The sequence below is a fragment of the Leclercia sp. Marseille-Q4284 genome (assembly GCF_916618945.1).
In the GTDB taxonomy this organism is placed as follows: Bacteria; Pseudomonadota; Gammaproteobacteria; order Enterobacterales; family Enterobacteriaceae; genus Enterobacter; species Enterobacter tamurae.
On record NZ_CAKAKG010000003.1, the window covers coordinates 1 to 16,005 of the forward strand.

Genomic DNA, 16,005 nt, shown 5'->3' on the forward strand with positions numbered 1-16,005 from the left:
TACATATGTGCTTTTGAAATTGCAGCAGTTATCGATTGTTCGGACACGGCACCGGGGATTACCGTGATGTTTTTCGGTGTGGCACCCGTTACTGGCATGATAATGATGCCCGGGGTGCCGGTCAGACTCAGCGCTTTGGCCAGTTCGTCATTTTTCTCAAGCGCTGATGTAAAACTCTCTTTGCCGGAGTCACGCCAGCCGGCTTTTGCAGCGGCCCGATCGATGTCCTCTTTCGTCAGGTTGCCTTCATTTTTTCCGGTAGCATAAATCGCGTTGTGATACGTGACATACGCCTCTGCCCCTTTCTGTTTCCAGACTGACAGTCCGCGTTCGGCGGCCGCCCGTGAGTTTTCCCAGCGATCGGCAAAAATTGGCCACTCCTTAAAGATGTAGCGCACGTCCGGATGCGTCTTCATCACCTTCTCAAGTTCCGGAGCCACCGAGCTGCAGTGAACGCACTGATAATCGAAGAACTCGATGACGGCCACCTTTGCGTTTTCCGGCCCGAAGGCCGGCGTATCCGTGTCGTTCAGCAGGGCCACCTGGTTATCCATGACCCTGACGGCAAACTGCAGCTGCTGTCGCGCCTCCTGCTGCGCCTGCAGCTTCTGGCTGACAGCGATCAGGACCTCCGGGTGTGACACCAGGTATTCCGCGGCAATTTCCCCGATCCTGGCTTCCTGCGCCGGGGTAAATACTGGCTGTGGGGCTGAGGCCTGCGCAACCGAATTAAAGCTAATGTATGTTGTAACTATAAATGACGTTAAGGTATTCAGTTTCATGCTGTGCTCTCTTGAATGTTCGGATTAACGTTCTTTCTGAATGGTGCGCGTGAGGGTCTGCTCTTCGATTTCCGGCATACGGCCACGCCCGCTGTCAGCGGCCTGGCGCACCATATCCTGCTCAACCCGGGCCAGATCCGTAACGACGCGGGAGGCCCGGCTCTCTTCACCGGCAGATTTATCCGGTACCGCGATGTCCTTACGCACACTGTCTGCCAGTTGCAGTTCGCGCCCGTCCGCCTGATCACGCTCACGCACGCTGGCCAGAACATTGCTGTCGGGTATCAGCTGTGCCGGTTTTTCCGGATTCAGTTCTTCCGGGCGCAGCTTCACGGCCTCTTCTGCCGGCAGCACAATGGCGCGGACGTCGCTCTGCTGCTGACGCACAGCGTCCTGTTCGCGGGCCTGCTCTGCCAGCTTCAGTTCGCTCTGACGCTGGAGTTCATCCTGAGCGGTCAGGGTACTCAGGTTCAGCCGCAGTCCTTCATCCTCGCGTACTCCCCCGCTGACCTTCATCAGGTTTGCTGAAGGCGGCTCCTGCCCGGTCTGCCACACCACCCCATCCTTCGGATGCGTTCTGACGGCATCCAGCGCAGCCGCCAGATCGTTTACCACGACCGTATTACCGGACTGGCTTCGCTGCAGGACCGCGCCGCGTGCCCGCTCCGTCATCACCATGCGTACGTCGCCCTGCGTCAGCCTGCCCTCCGGGCTGGATACCCGTTGCCGGCATCAGATCGATAAAGCTGCTGTTCATCCAGGCGAACCACCACAGCGAGCCGTTATTGAGGGTTTCCTGGGGGATACGCCAGAAAAAAATGGCGGAGGTAAGCGCGGCAAACAGAATGAAAATCCAGAAACCGATCCAGTTATTCACCTGAAGGAACATGCGCCAGCGGTAGGCAGTCATCTGCCCGCCCTGGGTGAGGTTTTTACCAGCGAAGCTCATAGAAATTGTCCGGCAGTCATCGCATCGCCTGAACGGCAATGTGACAGAGTGGAAGAGGAAGAAAGCGATCCCAACGCTCGCCGCAGACATGGCTGCGCCTGACGCAGCTATGTGAGGAAGCGGAATATCACGGGAAGAAAAGAAAGCACTGACGCACCTGACCCTTAACGGGGAGCCAGGCTAAAGAGAGCGGGCCGTGGCAGATGCCACAGCCGTCAGGTATTACATAATGCCCACGATGGACTTGGCCAGCTGCGCCTCCAGTACGGGTTTAGCCTCTTCAAATTTGAGGTTCACCTTATTCGCATTCGAGACCACGCGGGTCTGATATTTGGCACGGTTGCCCTGTTCGGTACTGGTCTGCACTTTAACAGCAGAACTTCCCTGCTTCAGGGCCGCCACGCTGTCAGTGGTGACGGTTGCCTTGCTGCGCTCGGAAATCTGCAGATCGGTCACCATCGTGTAGTTGACGTCTTCCACCATCGCATCTGCAGCCATACCAATCAGGCCACTGGCCAGCCCCACACCCAGGGTCGCCCCGGCTGAGGTCGAGTTATAGGCGGTGATACCCGCTCCCAGAGCGGCTCCCATTGCGGCACCTTCATAACCGGTTTTCAGGAAGCCCTGAGAATCACGCAAATCCATTTTCTCGGCTTTCAGCACGTTGGCCTGGATCCAGTAGTAGGCGCTGTCCGGTGAGCTGGAAACCCGGTAGCCTTTCGCGGTCAGTTCGCTGCTAATCTGCGCCTGCAGGCCTGACATATCCTTATCGGAAGTATTACGGATCTGCAGATATACGGTTTTCTCGGATGACGGCTCCAGCCAGATAGTTTCACTCATCTGGGTTTTGACATCGAGATTACGTTTCTTCACGGCGGTGGACATGGCACCGCAACCAGAAAGCGCCAGAGTTGAAGCGACCAGGCCTACTACGGCTAATTGTTTTAATTTCATGAATTCATCCTGTGCATAGAAATACGTCCCCGTTAGCTATATAGCTAACAGAGACGTTATCGGCTGATTTGAAAGGAAATTTAGATAAAAAAGGAGGTATGTATGTATTGCTTCAATAGTTAAGGGGGCATAGCCCCCTTATTCTCAGTATCCCCGGCCAGGGTCGTATGTGTTCGAAGGCTCGTTGAAGCTTGTGCCCCAACTGTTTCCGTGTACATCCAGACCTGAGATACCACCGACCATTGGCATTCCTGATGAGGGGTTGATCTCCATACCAGTCTTGTAATCATTACTGGTAAAGTCATCCGAAACTGAATTTACCGAACAAACAGAAGTATTACTGCCAAAACCGTTCATTAAATCTGATGCAAATTCAAATGTGGGTATAGCGTTTGCTTGATACTTTGCAGCTTCATTAACAGGCAAGCGATAAGCTTTCCCAGCTCTTACCTCATATAAATTACCTGAATTTTTATCTCGCAAAATAGTTTGTTTTTTTCGAAAATCTTTCCTTGCAATCATCATTCCTAACAATGACACATACGAACTAATAACTAACGATGTGTAAAAAGCTGACCAATCAGACCAGAAATAACGATAGGAAATAAAAAATGCAGACACGCCTAATGCGAATCGTAAAAACACCCCAACACTAAGTTTTGTGTGCTTTTTCTCAAAAGACGAAACAATCCAAACCCCTGGTAGAATAGCTACAACACCTATTATAAAGAACAGTGTTAAGTAACTCGCCCAGCGAACATCAATCCTTGATAAATTTGGTAATACATCATGCGTTAACAACCCCGCACAGTATAATAGCATGAAGGGAGCATAAATTAACTTTGTTGATATCTTCACTTAGTTACCTCCTGCCACTTTTTTCCTAAGTTCAACAAGCTTTTTAAGTTGTTCATTTAGTTCATCTTGCTTTGAAAGATTTAGAGGGTTTACCTGTTCAATTTCTGCTTTTTTACGCTCTATATTGAATTTACTTTGTGCATTCAAATCCTCTCCTTTAAGGATATCACTGGATGCCTGAACAGTGGATCGGTTTTTGTCAATTTCCCCAGCAGATTCGTTGATATTCTGCTCATTAGCAGATCTTTGTTCCGCGACACGACGCTGAATATCATTCTGCGGCTCAAAACCGAAGCCCGATCGCTCTGCGAGTTTCGCCTGGTTTTCAGCAAGCGACTTTTGCATACCTTCGGCAGTTATGCGCCCGTCTGGCAGGTTCATCTTCACTGGCTCCGTTGTATGGCGTGAAGCTGGCTCCACTTTTTCCTGCTGTCCTGTTGCCAGTTCTGCATGGTGAAGATGGGAATCTTCACGACCGGCGGTTTGCCCGGTAACGCCCGGCTGAGCCTGCTGACCGTTATGCTGTGCCACCGTTTGCTGCTGCCCCACCGTTTCTTCAGAATTTACGCTGTGCTTCCCGGCAGGGTGTTGATCGCGTGCAGCATCATGTGATTCATGCATCATGCTTTGTACGCTGCCGTCTGGTTGCACAGCTGATGTTTCGCGGGAAACGACCTGATGTGTCTCCACAGCTTCCCGGCTATGCCCAACATTATCACCCCGACCCGCAACATGCCGCGTCTGCCCGTGACCGGAAAGGGTATTCGCTGTACCTTCCGCCTGATGCAGGCTATTCCCGGTGCCCGGAACTATCCGGCACGCGCTGATTGTTCATCAGGTCTTCATAAAAATCGGAGAAGTTAATCAGGTCAAAATTAATGGACTGCAGTTCCGGTACCGTAATGCCCCGGCAGTCAGGGTTGTCACCGCTACCGAAACGCACGCCCAGCTGATCGCGGCGGCCCTGCTCCTGAATAATGCGTGCCAGTTTTCCGTCAAAGACACAGTACACCTGACTTTTCTGGATACAGGCACCGAGAACCTGATGATCGCAGCGCTCCCCGATGCTGACGGTGATTTTTTTGGCCTTCGCTTTTCCGATTGCCATTTCATCACTGTTACACGCCGACAGGCCTGCGTCCTGGCCCCATCCTGAGTCCTTGCAGCAGTTGGAGAAGCCGGCAAACGCCTTCCGGCAGCTCATTGCCCTGCCGGTGAAGGCCCTGACGTCAATCGTGCTGTTCGCGTCACGCACATTCTCAGCGGCAGAAGCCAGACCGGCCAGCTTCGCGACAGCCGTATCAAAGCCGCTGCTCCCTGCCCCGTTCGTGTCGTCACAGTCGCCTGACTTACAGATGTAATCCCCGCCACATAGCAGGCCGCCAGACTGGTGTGTGGTCTGGCACTGATACGTATAACTCATATGGGTACACTGCCCGTCCGTCGACTCGGTGCAGGTCTGTCCCGCAGCTGTGCAGGAAGGGTTGCTCATCAGCGTTCCGCAGTTTCCTGTTGAAGCAGAGGGGACAACATAGTTGTCCGTGTACTCCCAGCAGTCGCTGTAGACCTGATAGCTCTGGCCGTTGCTCTCGACGGTTCTGTTCCCGCCAGGTGAGGTGCAGGTCGCTGTGGTCATTGTGGCCCGGGACAAATCCAGGCCGCAGGACGATGTCCAGGTGACGTTCGGGACAAAAGTCGTTTCGGTGGCGTTCATAACGAGCACAAGTGTGAAGCCTGATGCGCCGGACTGAAAGTCAGCTATCTGCTCCCGGATATGCTTCTCACAGCGATTTTTGTTTCCGCTGGTACACCCGGTACTGTTATAGGTGCCGGCGGGTAGGGAGCCCCCCTTAGTCAAAGGCGTAGCGGGTGCTCCAGGCATCTCCCAGTCATACGCCTTCCCGACCATTGATTTACTGATGCCCCACCAGGAGATTTTCCCGGCATTCGTTTCATGATCAGCCCAGTAAAAATGCGCGCTGATCACCGGACCTGATTCAGGGGCTATAAAACTAAAACTGAAGGAAGTACCGTTATTCGTGAAAACAACATCGCCATTAGCCGCCGTCAGCGTGAAGGTTTTCTGGACACTGGTGGTGGAAGAATACCCGCCGGCTGTTGCCGTTCTGGTACAGGCTTCCACGGAGGCCACATCCTTGTCGCAGCTGTAGTTCTGGAAGGTAGTTTTCGATACCGTCACTTCACTGCACTGTTGTGCAGTTCCGTTAAGCACCCCGTCGGCGCTGGCTTCTGCATTTTTACCGATGGTAATAAACGGCGCGTTCGGATCGATAGCCGGTACCGGATTGGTGTTTCCGGAACTGATAACCGACTGCGCCGCATCATTGCCCGAAAGTGCAGCCTGGCCTTTGCCAGCCAGCCCACCGTCGCCCCCCGTGACGCCGTTGTAATACCCGGTTTCTGGCGGATTCGGCGTATACCCGGGAATGGCTCCCGTCACCGCTCCGGGATTGCTGAGGCTACCGGTACCTGCCCCGCTTTGGCTTTTGCCAAAGCTGGCCCCGGCATTAAACCCGTCATCAGCCGCAGCGGGGAGTGCCGGGAGTAACAGCAGTGCAATCAACGCGAGATGTTTCATTTACTGCCTCCCGCCAAGAGCTGCCTGGCCGTTGCCGCGCAGTCGCCACTGCGGGCCACTTTCTCCAGCGCCTCCTCCAGCGGCAGGCTGCCACGGATCACGTCATAATGTCCCGGGCAGGTCACAACCAGCGCCGGGACCACCCCGATGTGGTAGTCGCTGTACAGGGTGGGATCAATCTGTACCCCGACCGCCTTGTCCTCCTTGCTGAGTTCGAATATCGCCGCGGCCGTCCGGCGCATGTCGTTATTCAGCAGCCCCCGAATCGTCGCAGGGATACTGAAACGTCGTGCATCCTGGAGCATGGGCAGCAGCCCCTCACGGGGAATGCCGAGACTCACAAAGTAAATGGCCGGAAACGTACCGCGCTCAGCCTGCCCTGACTGCTGTGCGGCTATCTCACCCTGCAGACGGCTAATCAGATCGTTCTGCGCGGCCGGCAGGGTCACTGTCTGCTCGCCCAGGGTATTTTTGAATGCGCTGAATGCCTTCTCCTGCGAGGTGATCCATGCCTTATCGTGCGCGGTGAGTTCAGCGGGTTCACTGGCCCCGGAAAAAGGCGTGCAGCAGGTCAGAACGCTGAAGAGCAGCGCCCGGAGATAAGCTGTTTTCATATTCAGTCCTTACAGAAAGACGCAGTTACGTTTGCGCCAGAAGAGGTAGCCGAAGTTCTTTTTGGAAGAGGGGGAATTGTGCGTGGTACCCCACAGCTGGGTGCTGGCCCCGAAGGGATGGCAGTTGCCGGTTTCGGGATACATATTGACCATCTGATAACGCCAGCGCTCCTTCGGGATGATCGGTGAAGGGTACTGGTTACAGACGGCGCTATCCGCCCCGACAGAGTTCCAGACCAGCCCTTCCCGGTGCATCTTGAACGCCATCCGCTCGCTGACCAGCAAAGACGACTCAAGGGGGGAGAACTCTCCGCTGGTATACCCTGTCAGGGGGTAAATGGACCCCTGGCTTCCGGCACACCAGAACAGCGCGGATACCGGCACCCCGGCGGAACTCGATACGGCATCAGCCGCGCAGGCCCCCTGGGCGACCAGGTTGCCGAACAACGCTGCTTCCGGATTAATCAGCATCGACAGCGTGCTGTCGTTCCAGAGGGGATCCACCTCCGACAGATACGCGATATCCATATCCCCGGTCTGCAGGCAGCCGAGACTGGTAATGATGTTTAGCCAGAAAATGAGCGGGTATTTATACCAGTGGACATGGTAGAACGTTCCGGCAGCAGGCCGGTCACTCTGGCCCGCCGTTCCGGTCCCGGTTCGCCCGAGATTGATTTTGAACCCGCCCATATTGACCATGACGCCCGGCTCACGGGTCACGTCCACCATCGCCATCGGCTCCCAGAATCCGATAGCCAGGCCAACACGGTACAGCACCCCGACCGGGCAAATCTGGATGGGTGACGACGGGTTTGCGGTATCCCGCTGAGGCCCGGAAGCCAGTTGAATATTGCCGAGTGACATCGGGAACAGGCATTTCCAGCACACATCCGATATGGGGTTATGCCACCCGTCTTTCCACGCGCTGACCAGCTCAGGCACGTCGGTGATCATGTGCGGGGGTGCTGTCTCGCCTGCCCTGAAATCGTGATAGCCCTCAAACTGTGCCTCAATCTGAGCGTCTCCCATCTCGCACTCTGCCTTTACCTTGTCGATGGCCAGCATCACCCGCGCCATACCCCACTTAATGCGTAACGCCAGTCCCGGAAACGGTGGCAAATTGTCCGGCAGGGTCACGGCTTTAACGGTGTTTTCCCCCATCTTCCTGGAAGATTCTTGAGCGGCGGTTTTGACGTTGACGTTTCGTGTGTGCATCCTGGTTTTCTCCTGTGGTGATGGTTGTCCATCTCCCTGGTGAGTTCTCTCGCGGCAAAGGGCAAAGGAGCAACGGCGAAGGGCGGAAGGAAAGGGGCGACGGCGAAAAGTTTTTGCCCGCAAAAAGTTTCTGACGGCGTGCATTTCACCCCTTGGATGACGACCCGACGGTGCTACGACCAGCCCTCCGCGGGAGAACGCACAGGGTGATGGCCTCACCGGGGGAACAGGATGTACACACCCGACACGTCGGAACGGCGTGGCGGCATCAAAGCGACGGCATCAGCCGGCGCGGTTCAGGCGACGCGACCGGCACGGTCGCTGTGAGCCGGGATGTTGACCTTCGCCATCAGACCCTAGCGAAGCCCGAAACCCGCAGGGGTTCGGCGGAGACTGGCCGGTGCGCAGCAGCGGCCTGGCGGAGTGGGGCTCGACGACTGGACCGCGCAGCGGGTCAGGAGCCGAAGGGGGCCATGTGTCCTGCCTGTTCAGTTAAATCCATCGATGAGCAGCTGCAGCGCGTCGCTGTGAACCAGGCAACAACAAGTCGCTTTGTATTTTGAATGTCACAGAAGTTAATGCTAATGTATGCATCCATTAGCATTAATTGAGGGACTAACTGATGAGCGAAGAATCCCCCACTGACCAGGCCCGGGCCATTTTTTCCTGTAAATACACTTACACCAGAGAAGATCTGGCCTCTGATTACCAGGCTGAGCTTCTCAATTACAGCAATGAAAAGTGGGAGTACCCCCAACGCGCTGCACGCCTTAGTGCTGCCGTGAAGCGCTACAAGTCCTTCAGAATGCTGTGTTTCATCTTTGAGATAGCCGATGAAACTGAACTTGATTTGACCCCCCTCATCGTAAAACGCCTGTGCAACCGTTTTTTCGGCAGATCCGGCAGTCAGGATATGATCGTGGATATCTTTGGACAAAAAGGTCGCCAGCACCGCAGTCGTGACAATTTGCCCTCAGTTATTGATGAAGTGGTTACCCGTTACCGCCTCGCTGCACATTCCTGCCAGTCTTCCATGCTGCATGACATTGAACAGGTCAAGAAGGACTACCAGGCCAGTATCAAAAAAGCCCGCCTGCAAACAGAATAACGCTATCTGCCTCAATGCTAATGTACGCATCCATTAGCATTAACTTTATTCATATGTCTGTGCTACCGAAAAGGAAGAGAGCGGCAAGCGCCGGAGGCGCTGCCGCCCTGCCCCGTTCCCCGGAGGGGAACTTTTCCTTTCGGGTTGTTCATGCGAGCGGTCGCCACCGGAAGGAAAAAGGGGCTACCGGCGAACCGGCAACCCCTTCATAAAGGCGCTTGTGGCTTGTCTAAACAACACCAGAATCCCTGAAAAGGCGGGGTTTCCCCCGCCTCCAGGTTGCTACTTACTGGATTCGTAGGCAAGCACAGCAGCGACCTCCCGCTGCCCGTCCTTCAACCGGATTTCGCAGAGCGATTTCCGTGTCAGGTATGTGAATATCAACAGTGTGAGACACACTATGAGTACGCACCAGATAACGGTACTTCGCGGCTGTTTCATAGCCTTCTTCTCCTTGCGCAGAGCGCAGTAAGAGGCTATTCTGGATGTGTCTAGCATCAGGATGCCTCGTTGGTTAATTGAAAAATTACCTTCGGGGCTTTCTTCTTTCTGCCTCACAACAACCGTAACAAACCCACCGAACATCATGAGGCAAAAAGCCTCAAGCGCCGTCGCCATTATACCCCGATGCCTGTTATCTGCCCAGGAATAACGGCCTGAAAACTGTATAAAACTTCATCCTTTTGAGGTGAAATTTTCGACCGGCAGACCCAGCGCCTCCCTTATTTCAGCAGCCCGTTTTTCGCTACCGGCCGTCACTCCGGCGTTATACACCAGGCTAATCATGTCCTGTAACTGTTCCCAGTCATCCCGGGCCAGTCTTGCATCCAGCCGGTAAAGGATCCTCTCGCTGGCGGCATGCCGGAACACGGTACCCGTTTCTTTTTTGTCGAACGTCCTGCTGATAATGCTCAATATCCCTCCCGGTTATCCCTGCCCTCAGACCATTCGCGGATCTGGTCTTCCAGCGCTTCCAGATGCTTTTCCACGCTCTCAACCAGCTGCTCACTTTCGGTCGGTCAGAATAAAATCCACTGCTCGCGACGGAAAACGGGACATGACCTGCACGCAGTCACCCAGGATAAAACGGGACATGGCACTCTCCTCTCTGATATACGGCACCCTTTTGCGCCGTGCCGCCACAAAAATCCGGCGAAAAGCGGAGGACGCAGGGGCGATGCCGCAAGCCGCAGCGCAAGCCCTTCACGGGCTGAATGCGCCGTGAAGGGTGCGAACGGGTGAGGACAGAGACGAAGTGAACCCTTGCGACCGTAGCGGCCGGGTTAGCGTGAAGGCACGGCGTGGAGATCAGCCGTCGTTGAGACGGCATAAAGGCGGAGGGAACCGACTTCCTTCATTTGGTCTCGGTCAGCGATGTGCAAATAGCAGACAGGTAGCAGAGAAATTTTACATTAGGTTGAATTGTGATTTACATCTCGGACTAGCTCTTTATAATTGCCGAAAAATTACGCAACACACTTTAACGGCAGGGATGAGATGTTTCCCTGCCGTTTTTTTTCCGTCTTTATCTCCCGGGAGCTGCACCAATACGACGCAGCGCATCCCGCACTTCCTGCAACCCAAAAACATCTTCCGGAGGCCCCTTCTTTCCTGCCAGGCTGCAGGCCGTAAAGACCGCGTTGGATGAGGTTAACCGTTCACGGTGCAGCGCCTGCAGGGCCACAACAACCAGCGTTCGATCTTCGTCTGTCAGTTCTTCGATTCGCATATTGTTTCCTTAGGTTTGATGTTCATATCATGACCGCCCTTTTGACTTTTTCTCATCAAAAGCCAGGAGAACACCGACACAGATCAACGAGGCGTAGCAGATCTGCATCGCGATAGTTACCGGCAGGGCAACTTTTTCGATAAGCAGAAGTGGAACGACCATCAGCACACCCAGTAAGATCATCCCTCTTCCCGTTTTTTTTATCAGTTCCGGCCACCGTTGTTCGGGGATCCCTCTTGCGCGCAGTATTCGTGTGATCAGTTGTTCTGCGGTACGTTTGACCAGGGACATGCATGCTCCTTATTAAAACATTCTCTTCATATTCTTTCTGATAGTGGTTTTGTCATCATCTACAGGCCTGGCGGTCTGGGGGACAGCCTCAACCTTTACCGGGGCAGTAACAGGTACCAGAACGTCAGCCACCTGAGCAATGATGGCATGGAGTTCGTGTACCGTTGCCGGTGGAACAGGCAGACTGGCCAGCAGACGAGGGAGCCGGGCATCAAGAGTATGAAGCGCCAGACCGGTCACAATAACACTACGCAGCAGCTGGCCACGCAGCCGGGAAACTGCACCATCAAGAAGAGGTTCAACCCGTTGCGCACTCTGCGCATCGGGCAGTAACAGGGTAAAACGCCGGCGTTCGCCATCCACATTCGCTTCGGTAACCGGCCCGGTAATCACCGGAACCGTTCTGTTCTCCTGCGCATGTATAAGGGAATATTCCCCTGATACAACAGCTAAAAGTCCGCATAACTGGTCTGTACCCAGTTGGCCATCAAACAGGGCAGTCACCAGTTCCGGCAGCCGGGCATCCACCCTGTAAACCACGCAGCCGGCAATTGCCGCCGTGCGAATAAAATCGCCCCGCAGTGGCTGGGAGATGGAAGCGATAGTGGCCATCGCGGCCACGTCAGTACGATCATCCGTATGCAGATAGAAAGAATATTTGCCGGCAGGCACGTTTAAACCTCTTTACTGTAAAGGGCGATCTCGCGGGCCAGGGCCAGCTGCGGATCGCTGATAATTTCAATTCTGTCTGGCGCAAGCGGCCATGCCTTACGCACTGCCCCTTCGATAAGAGACGCGCCTCCACCCACCAGGAAAACCCGGTTAACGTTACGAAACGCAGTCAATTCAGTGACCACGCGGGAACCGAGTGATTCAATGGCGTCCTCGATCGTGCGGGCAACATAATCAATTCTGGTTGAATCATTAATGATTCGGTTAAGAAAATCACGATCTTTTCTGTGACGTATGACACGGTCAGCAACCAGAGGACTGGTTTCGCTCTCTGCAGTACGCAGGGCGTTCTGCGCTGCCCGGGTGACCTGCGATACCCCGACAGATGGATTGCCATGAACGGCGCTGATATCTTCAAACTGGCCCACAATGACGCCTGCATCGAGCGTTGTTCCGCCCAGATCAATAATGAGGGTGGTTTCTCCCGCCTGCGGGGCCAGCTGCGCGAGTCGGCTGAAAGCTGCAGGCAGCGATTCAGGCATTACGCGAACTTCAGCGACAGTAAACACCTCACCCCTGTTGAGCATCAGCGAGCGCATGAGGTTCTCCTGTTTGCGCTGAATGTTCTCTTCGTGGCGCTGACAGTCATGGTCGTAGTATTCACTCAGCGGCAGTGTAACGGTCAGGCTCACTGGCTGCGGGGTGAGGCCACTGTTCAGGAGAGCGTGATGCACACCCAGTAAATTCAGATCACCATACTGGTAGTCCACATTCGTTGTCGGTATTGCATCCCTGCTGACACTGTCCCAGGTGTATTTAATTGTTCCAACCTGATAATTGAAGGTTCCTGTGCCGAAGTCGGCCACTTTCCAGCCATGCCTGAATGAGTTAGCTGAAACAGACGTCATTAGTTCATTATTTTCAAACCAAGCCAGCTTAACATTTGTGGAACCATCGTCGCAGTAAATATTAATCATTTTGCATTTCCTTAGCTTCTCAAAGTGAGAATAATCATACTAAAAAGCGCATAAATGTAAACACTAAATTATCATAATGAGAATATCAAAATACCTTAAAATGAAAAATACTCATTTTGATAATCTTATATCTAATGATTTGAGTAACTTATGACGTCTGGAATTAACTGCGACTGCTCCTTATACTGTATAAATAAACAGTATAAAAAGAGGCAGAAACAATGAAGTTCACTCTACTTAAGCCATACAGCATTCTGGCACCGCAGACGCATCCCCTTTATTCAGATGTGGTTTGCTGTGGTTTTCCCAGCCCGGCACAGGATTACATTGCCGCAGATCTGGATTTACATGACTACTGCGTTCGTCATCCGAGTGCGACGTATTACCTGCGCGCAAGTGGTGACAGCATGTCGGATGGTAGTCTTTACAACGGGGATCTACTTGTCGTGGACAGTGCAGAAAGGCCACATCACGGCGATATCGTTGTGGCCAGCGTGCAGGGAGAATTTACGGTCAAACGGCTACTGCTGACCCCACGACTGACGCTGCAACCCATGAACCCGTCCTGGTCACCTATATATCCCGACCCGGACGAACTTGATATTTTTGGCGTCGTCACACACATCATCCACCGTCCCAGGGAGATGTACTGATGTTTGCCCTGGCCGATGTGAACAGCTTTTACGCCAGCTGTGAGCGCGTCTTCCGTCCGGACTTGAAAGGAAAGCCGATTATCGTCTTGAGCAATAACGATGGAAATGTGATCGCACGCAGCGCTGAGGCGAAGCCCTGGATAAAAATGGGCACGCCGTGGTTCCAGATTAAAAACGAATGCTACCCGGAAAAAATATTCGTATTCTCAAGTAATTATGAACTTTACGCCTCGATGTCGGCGCGCGTGATGAACTGCCTGGAGGAGCTGGCCCCCCGGGTGGAGCCGTATTCAATTGACGAGCTCTTCGTCGACCTGACCGGCGTGGAGCGTTGCATGGACCTAGAAGACTTCGGCCGGCAGCTGCGTCAGCACGTGTATGACAGCACCCGCCTTACCATTGGCGTGGGAGCAGGACCTACAAAAACCCTAGCAAAATCAGCACAATGGGCATCAAAAGAGTGGAAACAGTTTCGTGGCGTGCTCGCCCTGACCCGGGGCAACCCTCAACGAACACGAAAACTGCTATCACTGCAGCCGGTAGAGGAGATCTGGGGCGTGGGAAACCGCATTGCACGCAAACTCCATGTTCTGGGCATTAACACGGCGCTCGATCTAGCCCTGACAAACCCCACCTTCATCCGGAAAAATTTCTCTGTTGTACTCGAGCGAACGGTGCGCGAACTGAACGGGGAAAGCTGTATGTCGCTCGAGGAAGCCCCACCTACGAAACAGCAGATAGTCAGCAGCCGTAGCTTTGGCGAGAAGGTCACTGAATACGACTCGCTCCGCCAGGCCATCTGTCAGTACGCAGAGCGAGCCTCTGAAAAGCTCCGTAAAGAGCACCAGTATTGCCGGCATATTTCCGTTTTCATTAAGACGTCCCCGTTCGCTATTAAAGAGCCTTATTACGGCAACGTGGCTACAGAGAAACTGCTTACACCTACCCAGGACACACGGGACATCATTGCGGCCGCCACAACAGCTCTGGAGCGTATCTGGAAGGATGGGCACCGGTATGCCAAAGCCGGTGTGATGCTGAATGACTTCACCGCCTCCGGCGTTTCGCAATTACAGCTGTTCGACGAACGTCCGCCCCGTCCTCACAGCGCTGAGCTGATGAAGGTTCTCGATGGCATTAATCATTCCGGTCTGGGACAGGTCTGGTTTGCCGGACGAGGGATCGCGCCATCCTGGCAGACGAAACGCGATATGCTCTCCCCTGCTTACACCACCCGTTGGAAAGATATCCCCATTGCGAGGATCAATTAAATTTCGCCTTTCAGAGAGAGCCAGTAGTGCTCGCCGCAGCCGAACGACAGGGCGCAGCCCGCGAGTGAGCGAGGAAGCACCAGGGAACTGCACGGACATATTCTGCTTACGCTCAGTGTTTAATGGTTTTCAATCCGGGGTTATCCACTTGTCCACCGGCTTATTTTTATAAGATCTTTTTAAAGGGTTGTTAGGTTTACCTTTTTAGAGTACCTCCCAGCCCTTTATTCATGCGGGTCTCAGAAGGATCGCTGTGACAATTTGCCCTTTGAATGTGACAAATCACCCTCAAACCCCCTATATCTCTGTGACAAACTGCCCTTAACTCTGTGACAAATTGCCCTCAGAAATCGCCGTATTTCACAAAGTTATCCCCACCTGTTGACTCTTTTTGAATTAGTGTGACAATCTAAAAACCTGTCACACTTTACACGGATCTGTCATGACGGAAGTTGCGGTTATAAACCATAAAAAACGTAAGAATAGCCCGCGCATTGTTCAATCAAACGAACTGACTGAAGCGGCTTACAGTCTGTCTCGCGATCAGAAGCGCATGCTTTATCTTTTTGTGGACCAAATCAGAAAATCTGACGGTACGCTTCAGGAACATGATGGGATTTGTGAAATTCAGGTTGCTAAGTACGCGGAGACCTTCGGACTTACCTCAGCAGAGGCCAGTAAAGATATCCGCCAGGCACTGAAGGGATTCGCCGGTAAAGAAGTCGTTTTTTACAGACCCGAAGAAGACGACGGTGACGAAAAAGGATATGAATCATTCCCCTGGTTCATTAAGCGTGCGCACAGTCCTTCCAGAGGCCTTTACAGCGTACATATCAACCCTTACCTGATACCTTTCTTCATCGGCCTGCAGAACCGGTTCACGCAGTTCAGACTTAGCGAAACGAAAGAAATTACCAATCCCTACGCCATGCGCTTATATGAGTCGCTTTGCCAGTACCGTAAACCGGATGGTTCTGGCGTTGTATCACTGAAAATAGACTGGATCATGGAGCGCTATCAGCTCCCCCAGAGCTATCAGCGTATGCCGGACTTCCGCCGTCGCTTCCTTCAGGCGAGCGTCGATGAGATAAACAGCAGAACGCCAATGCGTCTGTCTTATATCGAGAAAAAGAAGGGCCGCCAGACAACACATATCGTCTTTTCTTTCAGTGACATAACATCAATCACCCCCTAATAAATATGAGGGTTATCTGTCACATATACGAGGGCGGTTTGTCACACCAGGGTTATAACTTTCAGGGCAATTTGTCACAGAAGAGCCTTCTAACGCCTCCCTGCGCTGGTTTCATGTACGAAATGGCGCAGAATTTAT

19 protein-coding genes and 2 pseudogenes are annotated in these 16,005 nt (G+C 53.4%); 4 read left to right on the forward strand and 17 right to left on the reverse strand.

The genetic code is table 11. The features are described from left to right. From LG383_RS22130 to traU, 9 genes are all read right to left on the reverse strand, one after another. Nucleotides 1-782: DsbA family protein (locus LG383_RS22130; RefSeq protein ID WP_225760170.1), on the reverse strand; the 782-nt coding region annotated here is incomplete at its 3' end. A 24-nt stretch (nucleotides 783-806) separates the two neighbouring features. Next, entirely contained in the window at nucleotides 807-1,460 is a 654-nt protein-coding gene (locus LG383_RS22135) for a conjugative transfer relaxase/helicase TraI domain-containing protein (RefSeq protein WP_225760171.1), read from the reverse strand. After that, the gene (locus LG383_RS22140; RefSeq protein ID WP_225760172.1) at nucleotides 1,405-1,731 is read right to left on the reverse strand and encodes a hypothetical protein; all 327 of its coding nucleotides are present in this window, start codon (nucleotides 1,729-1,731) and stop codon (nucleotides 1,405-1,407) included. Before LG383_RS22140 ends, LG383_RS22135 begins: the two co-directional genes overlap by 56 nt. 222 nt (nucleotides 1,732-1,953) lie before the next feature. Beyond that, nucleotides 1,954-2,685, reverse strand: a complete 732-nt coding sequence (traT, locus tag LG383_RS22145; protein ID WP_225760173.1) for a conjugal transfer complement resistance protein TraT — start codon at nucleotides 2,683-2,685, stop codon at nucleotides 1,954-1,956. Between the two features lie 144 nt (nucleotides 2,686-2,829). After that, nucleotides 2,830-3,543 carry a hypothetical protein gene (locus tag LG383_RS22150; RefSeq protein ID WP_225760174.1) on the reverse strand — a complete coding sequence of 238 codons (714 nt, stop codon included), beginning with the start codon at nucleotides 3,541-3,543 and terminating at the stop codon, nucleotides 2,830-2,832. After that, nucleotides 3,544-4,233 carry a hypothetical protein gene (locus LG383_RS22155; RefSeq protein ID WP_225760175.1) on the reverse strand — a complete coding sequence of 230 codons (690 nt, stop codon included), beginning with the start codon at nucleotides 4,231-4,233 and terminating at the stop codon, nucleotides 3,544-3,546. A 100-nt stretch (nucleotides 4,234-4,333) separates the two neighbouring features. Next, on the reverse strand, nucleotides 4,334-6,142 hold the full coding sequence (gene traN, locus LG383_RS22160; RefSeq protein WP_225760176.1) for a type-F conjugative transfer system mating-pair stabilization protein TraN: 1,809 nt from the start codon (nucleotides 6,140-6,142) through the stop codon (nucleotides 4,334-4,336). After that, entirely contained in the window at nucleotides 6,139-6,756 is a 618-nt protein-coding gene (gene trbC / locus LG383_RS22165; protein WP_225760177.1) for a type-F conjugative transfer system pilin assembly protein TrbC, read from the reverse strand. The genes traN and trbC overlap by 4 nt, the downstream gene beginning before the upstream one ends. A gap of 9 nt (nucleotides 6,757-6,765) precedes the next feature. After that, nucleotides 6,766-7,710: a conjugal transfer pilus assembly protein TraU gene (gene traU / locus LG383_RS22170; RefSeq protein WP_225760211.1), complete on the reverse strand. Its 945-nt coding sequence runs from the start codon at nucleotides 7,708-7,710 to the stop codon at nucleotides 6,766-6,768. A gap of 883 nt (nucleotides 7,711-8,593) precedes the next feature. Between traU and LG383_RS22175 the strand changes: the two genes are divergently transcribed. Beyond that, complete coding sequence (locus LG383_RS22175) at nucleotides 8,594-9,079, forward strand: cytoplasmic protein (RefSeq protein WP_225760178.1); 486 nt, start codon at nucleotides 8,594-8,596, stop codon at nucleotides 9,077-9,079. 282 nt (nucleotides 9,080-9,361) lie between these two features. Here LG383_RS22175 and LG383_RS22180 read toward each other — a convergent pair whose 3' ends face one another. The 8 genes and pseudogenes from LG383_RS22180 to parM form a co-directional block, all read right to left on the reverse strand. Beyond that, complete coding sequence (locus tag LG383_RS22180) at nucleotides 9,362-9,481, reverse strand: type I toxin-antitoxin system Hok family toxin (RefSeq protein ID WP_225760212.1); 120 nt, start codon at nucleotides 9,479-9,481, stop codon at nucleotides 9,362-9,364. Continuing rightward, nucleotides 9,429-9,566: pseudogene (locus LG383_RS22185) on the reverse strand (DUF5431 family protein); the annotation flags it as partial. The gene LG383_RS22180 and the pseudogene LG383_RS22185, both read right to left, overlap by 53 nt. Nucleotides 9,567-9,754: 188 nt before the next feature. Next, a complete protein-coding gene (locus tag LG383_RS22190) occupies nucleotides 9,755-9,994 on the reverse strand; it encodes a hypothetical protein (protein ID WP_225760179.1) in 240 nt (79 codons plus the stop codon). Between the two features lie 99 nt (nucleotides 9,995-10,093). Then, nucleotides 10,094-10,174, reverse strand: a pseudogene (locus LG383_RS22195) (DNA methylase); the annotation flags it as partial. A gap of 430 nt (nucleotides 10,175-10,604) precedes the next feature. Then, nucleotides 10,605-10,808 carry a hypothetical protein gene (locus LG383_RS22200; protein WP_225760180.1) on the reverse strand — a complete coding sequence of 68 codons (204 nt, stop codon included), beginning with the start codon at nucleotides 10,806-10,808 and terminating at the stop codon, nucleotides 10,605-10,607. Nucleotides 10,809-10,835: 27 nt separating this feature from the next. Then, nucleotides 10,836-11,099 (reverse strand): hypothetical protein, encoded by a 264-nt coding sequence (locus tag LG383_RS22205; protein WP_225760181.1) that lies wholly within the window; start codon nucleotides 11,097-11,099, stop codon nucleotides 10,836-10,838. Between the two features lie 12 nt (nucleotides 11,100-11,111). Then, nucleotides 11,112-11,771, reverse strand: a complete 660-nt coding sequence (locus LG383_RS22210) for a plasmid partitioning/stability family protein (protein WP_225760182.1) — start codon at nucleotides 11,769-11,771, stop codon at nucleotides 11,112-11,114. Between the two features lie 2 nt (nucleotides 11,772-11,773). Beyond that, a complete protein-coding gene (gene parM / locus LG383_RS22215) occupies nucleotides 11,774-12,745 on the reverse strand; it encodes a plasmid segregation protein ParM domain-containing protein (protein WP_225760213.1) in 972 nt (323 codons plus the stop codon). Between the two features lie 224 nt (nucleotides 12,746-12,969). Between parM and umuD the strand changes: the two genes are divergently transcribed. The 3 genes from umuD (at nucleotide 12,970) to repE (ending at nucleotide 15,867) form a co-directional block, all read left to right on the forward strand. Then, nucleotides 12,970-13,401 carry a translesion error-prone DNA polymerase V autoproteolytic subunit gene (umuD, locus tag LG383_RS22220; RefSeq protein ID WP_225760183.1) on the forward strand — a complete coding sequence of 144 codons (432 nt, stop codon included), beginning with the start codon at nucleotides 12,970-12,972 and terminating at the stop codon, nucleotides 13,399-13,401. Further along, nucleotides 13,401-14,672: a Y-family DNA polymerase gene (locus tag LG383_RS22225; protein WP_225760184.1), complete on the forward strand. Its 1,272-nt coding sequence runs from the start codon at nucleotides 13,401-13,403 to the stop codon at nucleotides 14,670-14,672. The genes umuD and LG383_RS22225 overlap by 1 nt, the downstream gene beginning before the upstream one ends. 442 nt (nucleotides 14,673-15,114) lie before the next feature. After that, nucleotides 15,115-15,867, forward strand: a complete 753-nt coding sequence (repE, locus tag LG383_RS22230; protein ID WP_225760185.1) for a replication initiation protein RepE — start codon at nucleotides 15,115-15,117, stop codon at nucleotides 15,865-15,867. The last annotated feature ends 138 nt before the right edge of the window (nucleotides 15,868-16,005 follow it).

What these genes read in the sequence shown, in the direction of transcription:
- LG383_RS22135 (WP_225760171.1), bottom strand. Translation starts at nt 1,460, where the DNA reads ATGGTGATGACGGAGCGGGCACGCGGCGCGGTCCTGCAGCGAAGCCAG.
- LG383_RS22140 (WP_225760172.1), bottom strand. Translation starts at nt 1,731, where the DNA reads ATGAGCTTCGCTGGTAAAAACCTCACCCAGGGCGGGCAGATGACTGCC.
- traT (WP_225760173.1), bottom strand. Translation starts at nt 2,685, where the DNA reads ATGAAATTAAAACAATTAGCCGTAGTAGGCCTGGTCGCTTCAACTCTG.
- traN (WP_225760176.1), bottom strand. Translation starts at nt 6,142, where the DNA reads ATGAAACATCTCGCGTTGATTGCACTGCTGTTACTCCCGGCACTCCCC.
- trbC (WP_225760177.1), bottom strand. Translation starts at nt 6,756, where the DNA reads ATGAAAACAGCTTATCTCCGGGCGCTGCTCTTCAGCGTTCTGACCTGC.
- traU (WP_225760211.1), bottom strand. Translation starts at nt 7,710, where the DNA reads ATGATCACCGACGTGCCTGAGCTGGTCAGCGCGTGGAAAGACGGGTGG.
- LG383_RS22175 (WP_225760178.1), top strand. Translation starts at nt 8,594, where the DNA reads ATGAGCGAAGAATCCCCCACTGACCAGGCCCGGGCCATTTTTTCCTGT.
- LG383_RS22200 (WP_225760180.1), bottom strand. Translation starts at nt 10,808, where the DNA reads ATGCGAATCGAAGAACTGACAGACGAAGATCGAACGCTGGTTGTTGTG.
- LG383_RS22205 (WP_225760181.1), bottom strand. Translation starts at nt 11,099, where the DNA reads ATGTCCCTGGTCAAACGTACCGCAGAACAACTGATCACACGAATACTG.
- umuD (WP_225760183.1), top strand. Translation starts at nt 12,970, where the DNA reads ATGAAGTTCACTCTACTTAAGCCATACAGCATTCTGGCACCGCAGACG.
- LG383_RS22225 (WP_225760184.1), top strand. Translation starts at nt 13,401, where the DNA reads ATGTTTGCCCTGGCCGATGTGAACAGCTTTTACGCCAGCTGTGAGCGC.
- repE (WP_225760185.1), top strand. Translation starts at nt 15,115, where the DNA reads ATGACGGAAGTTGCGGTTATAAACCATAAAAAACGTAAGAATAGCCCG.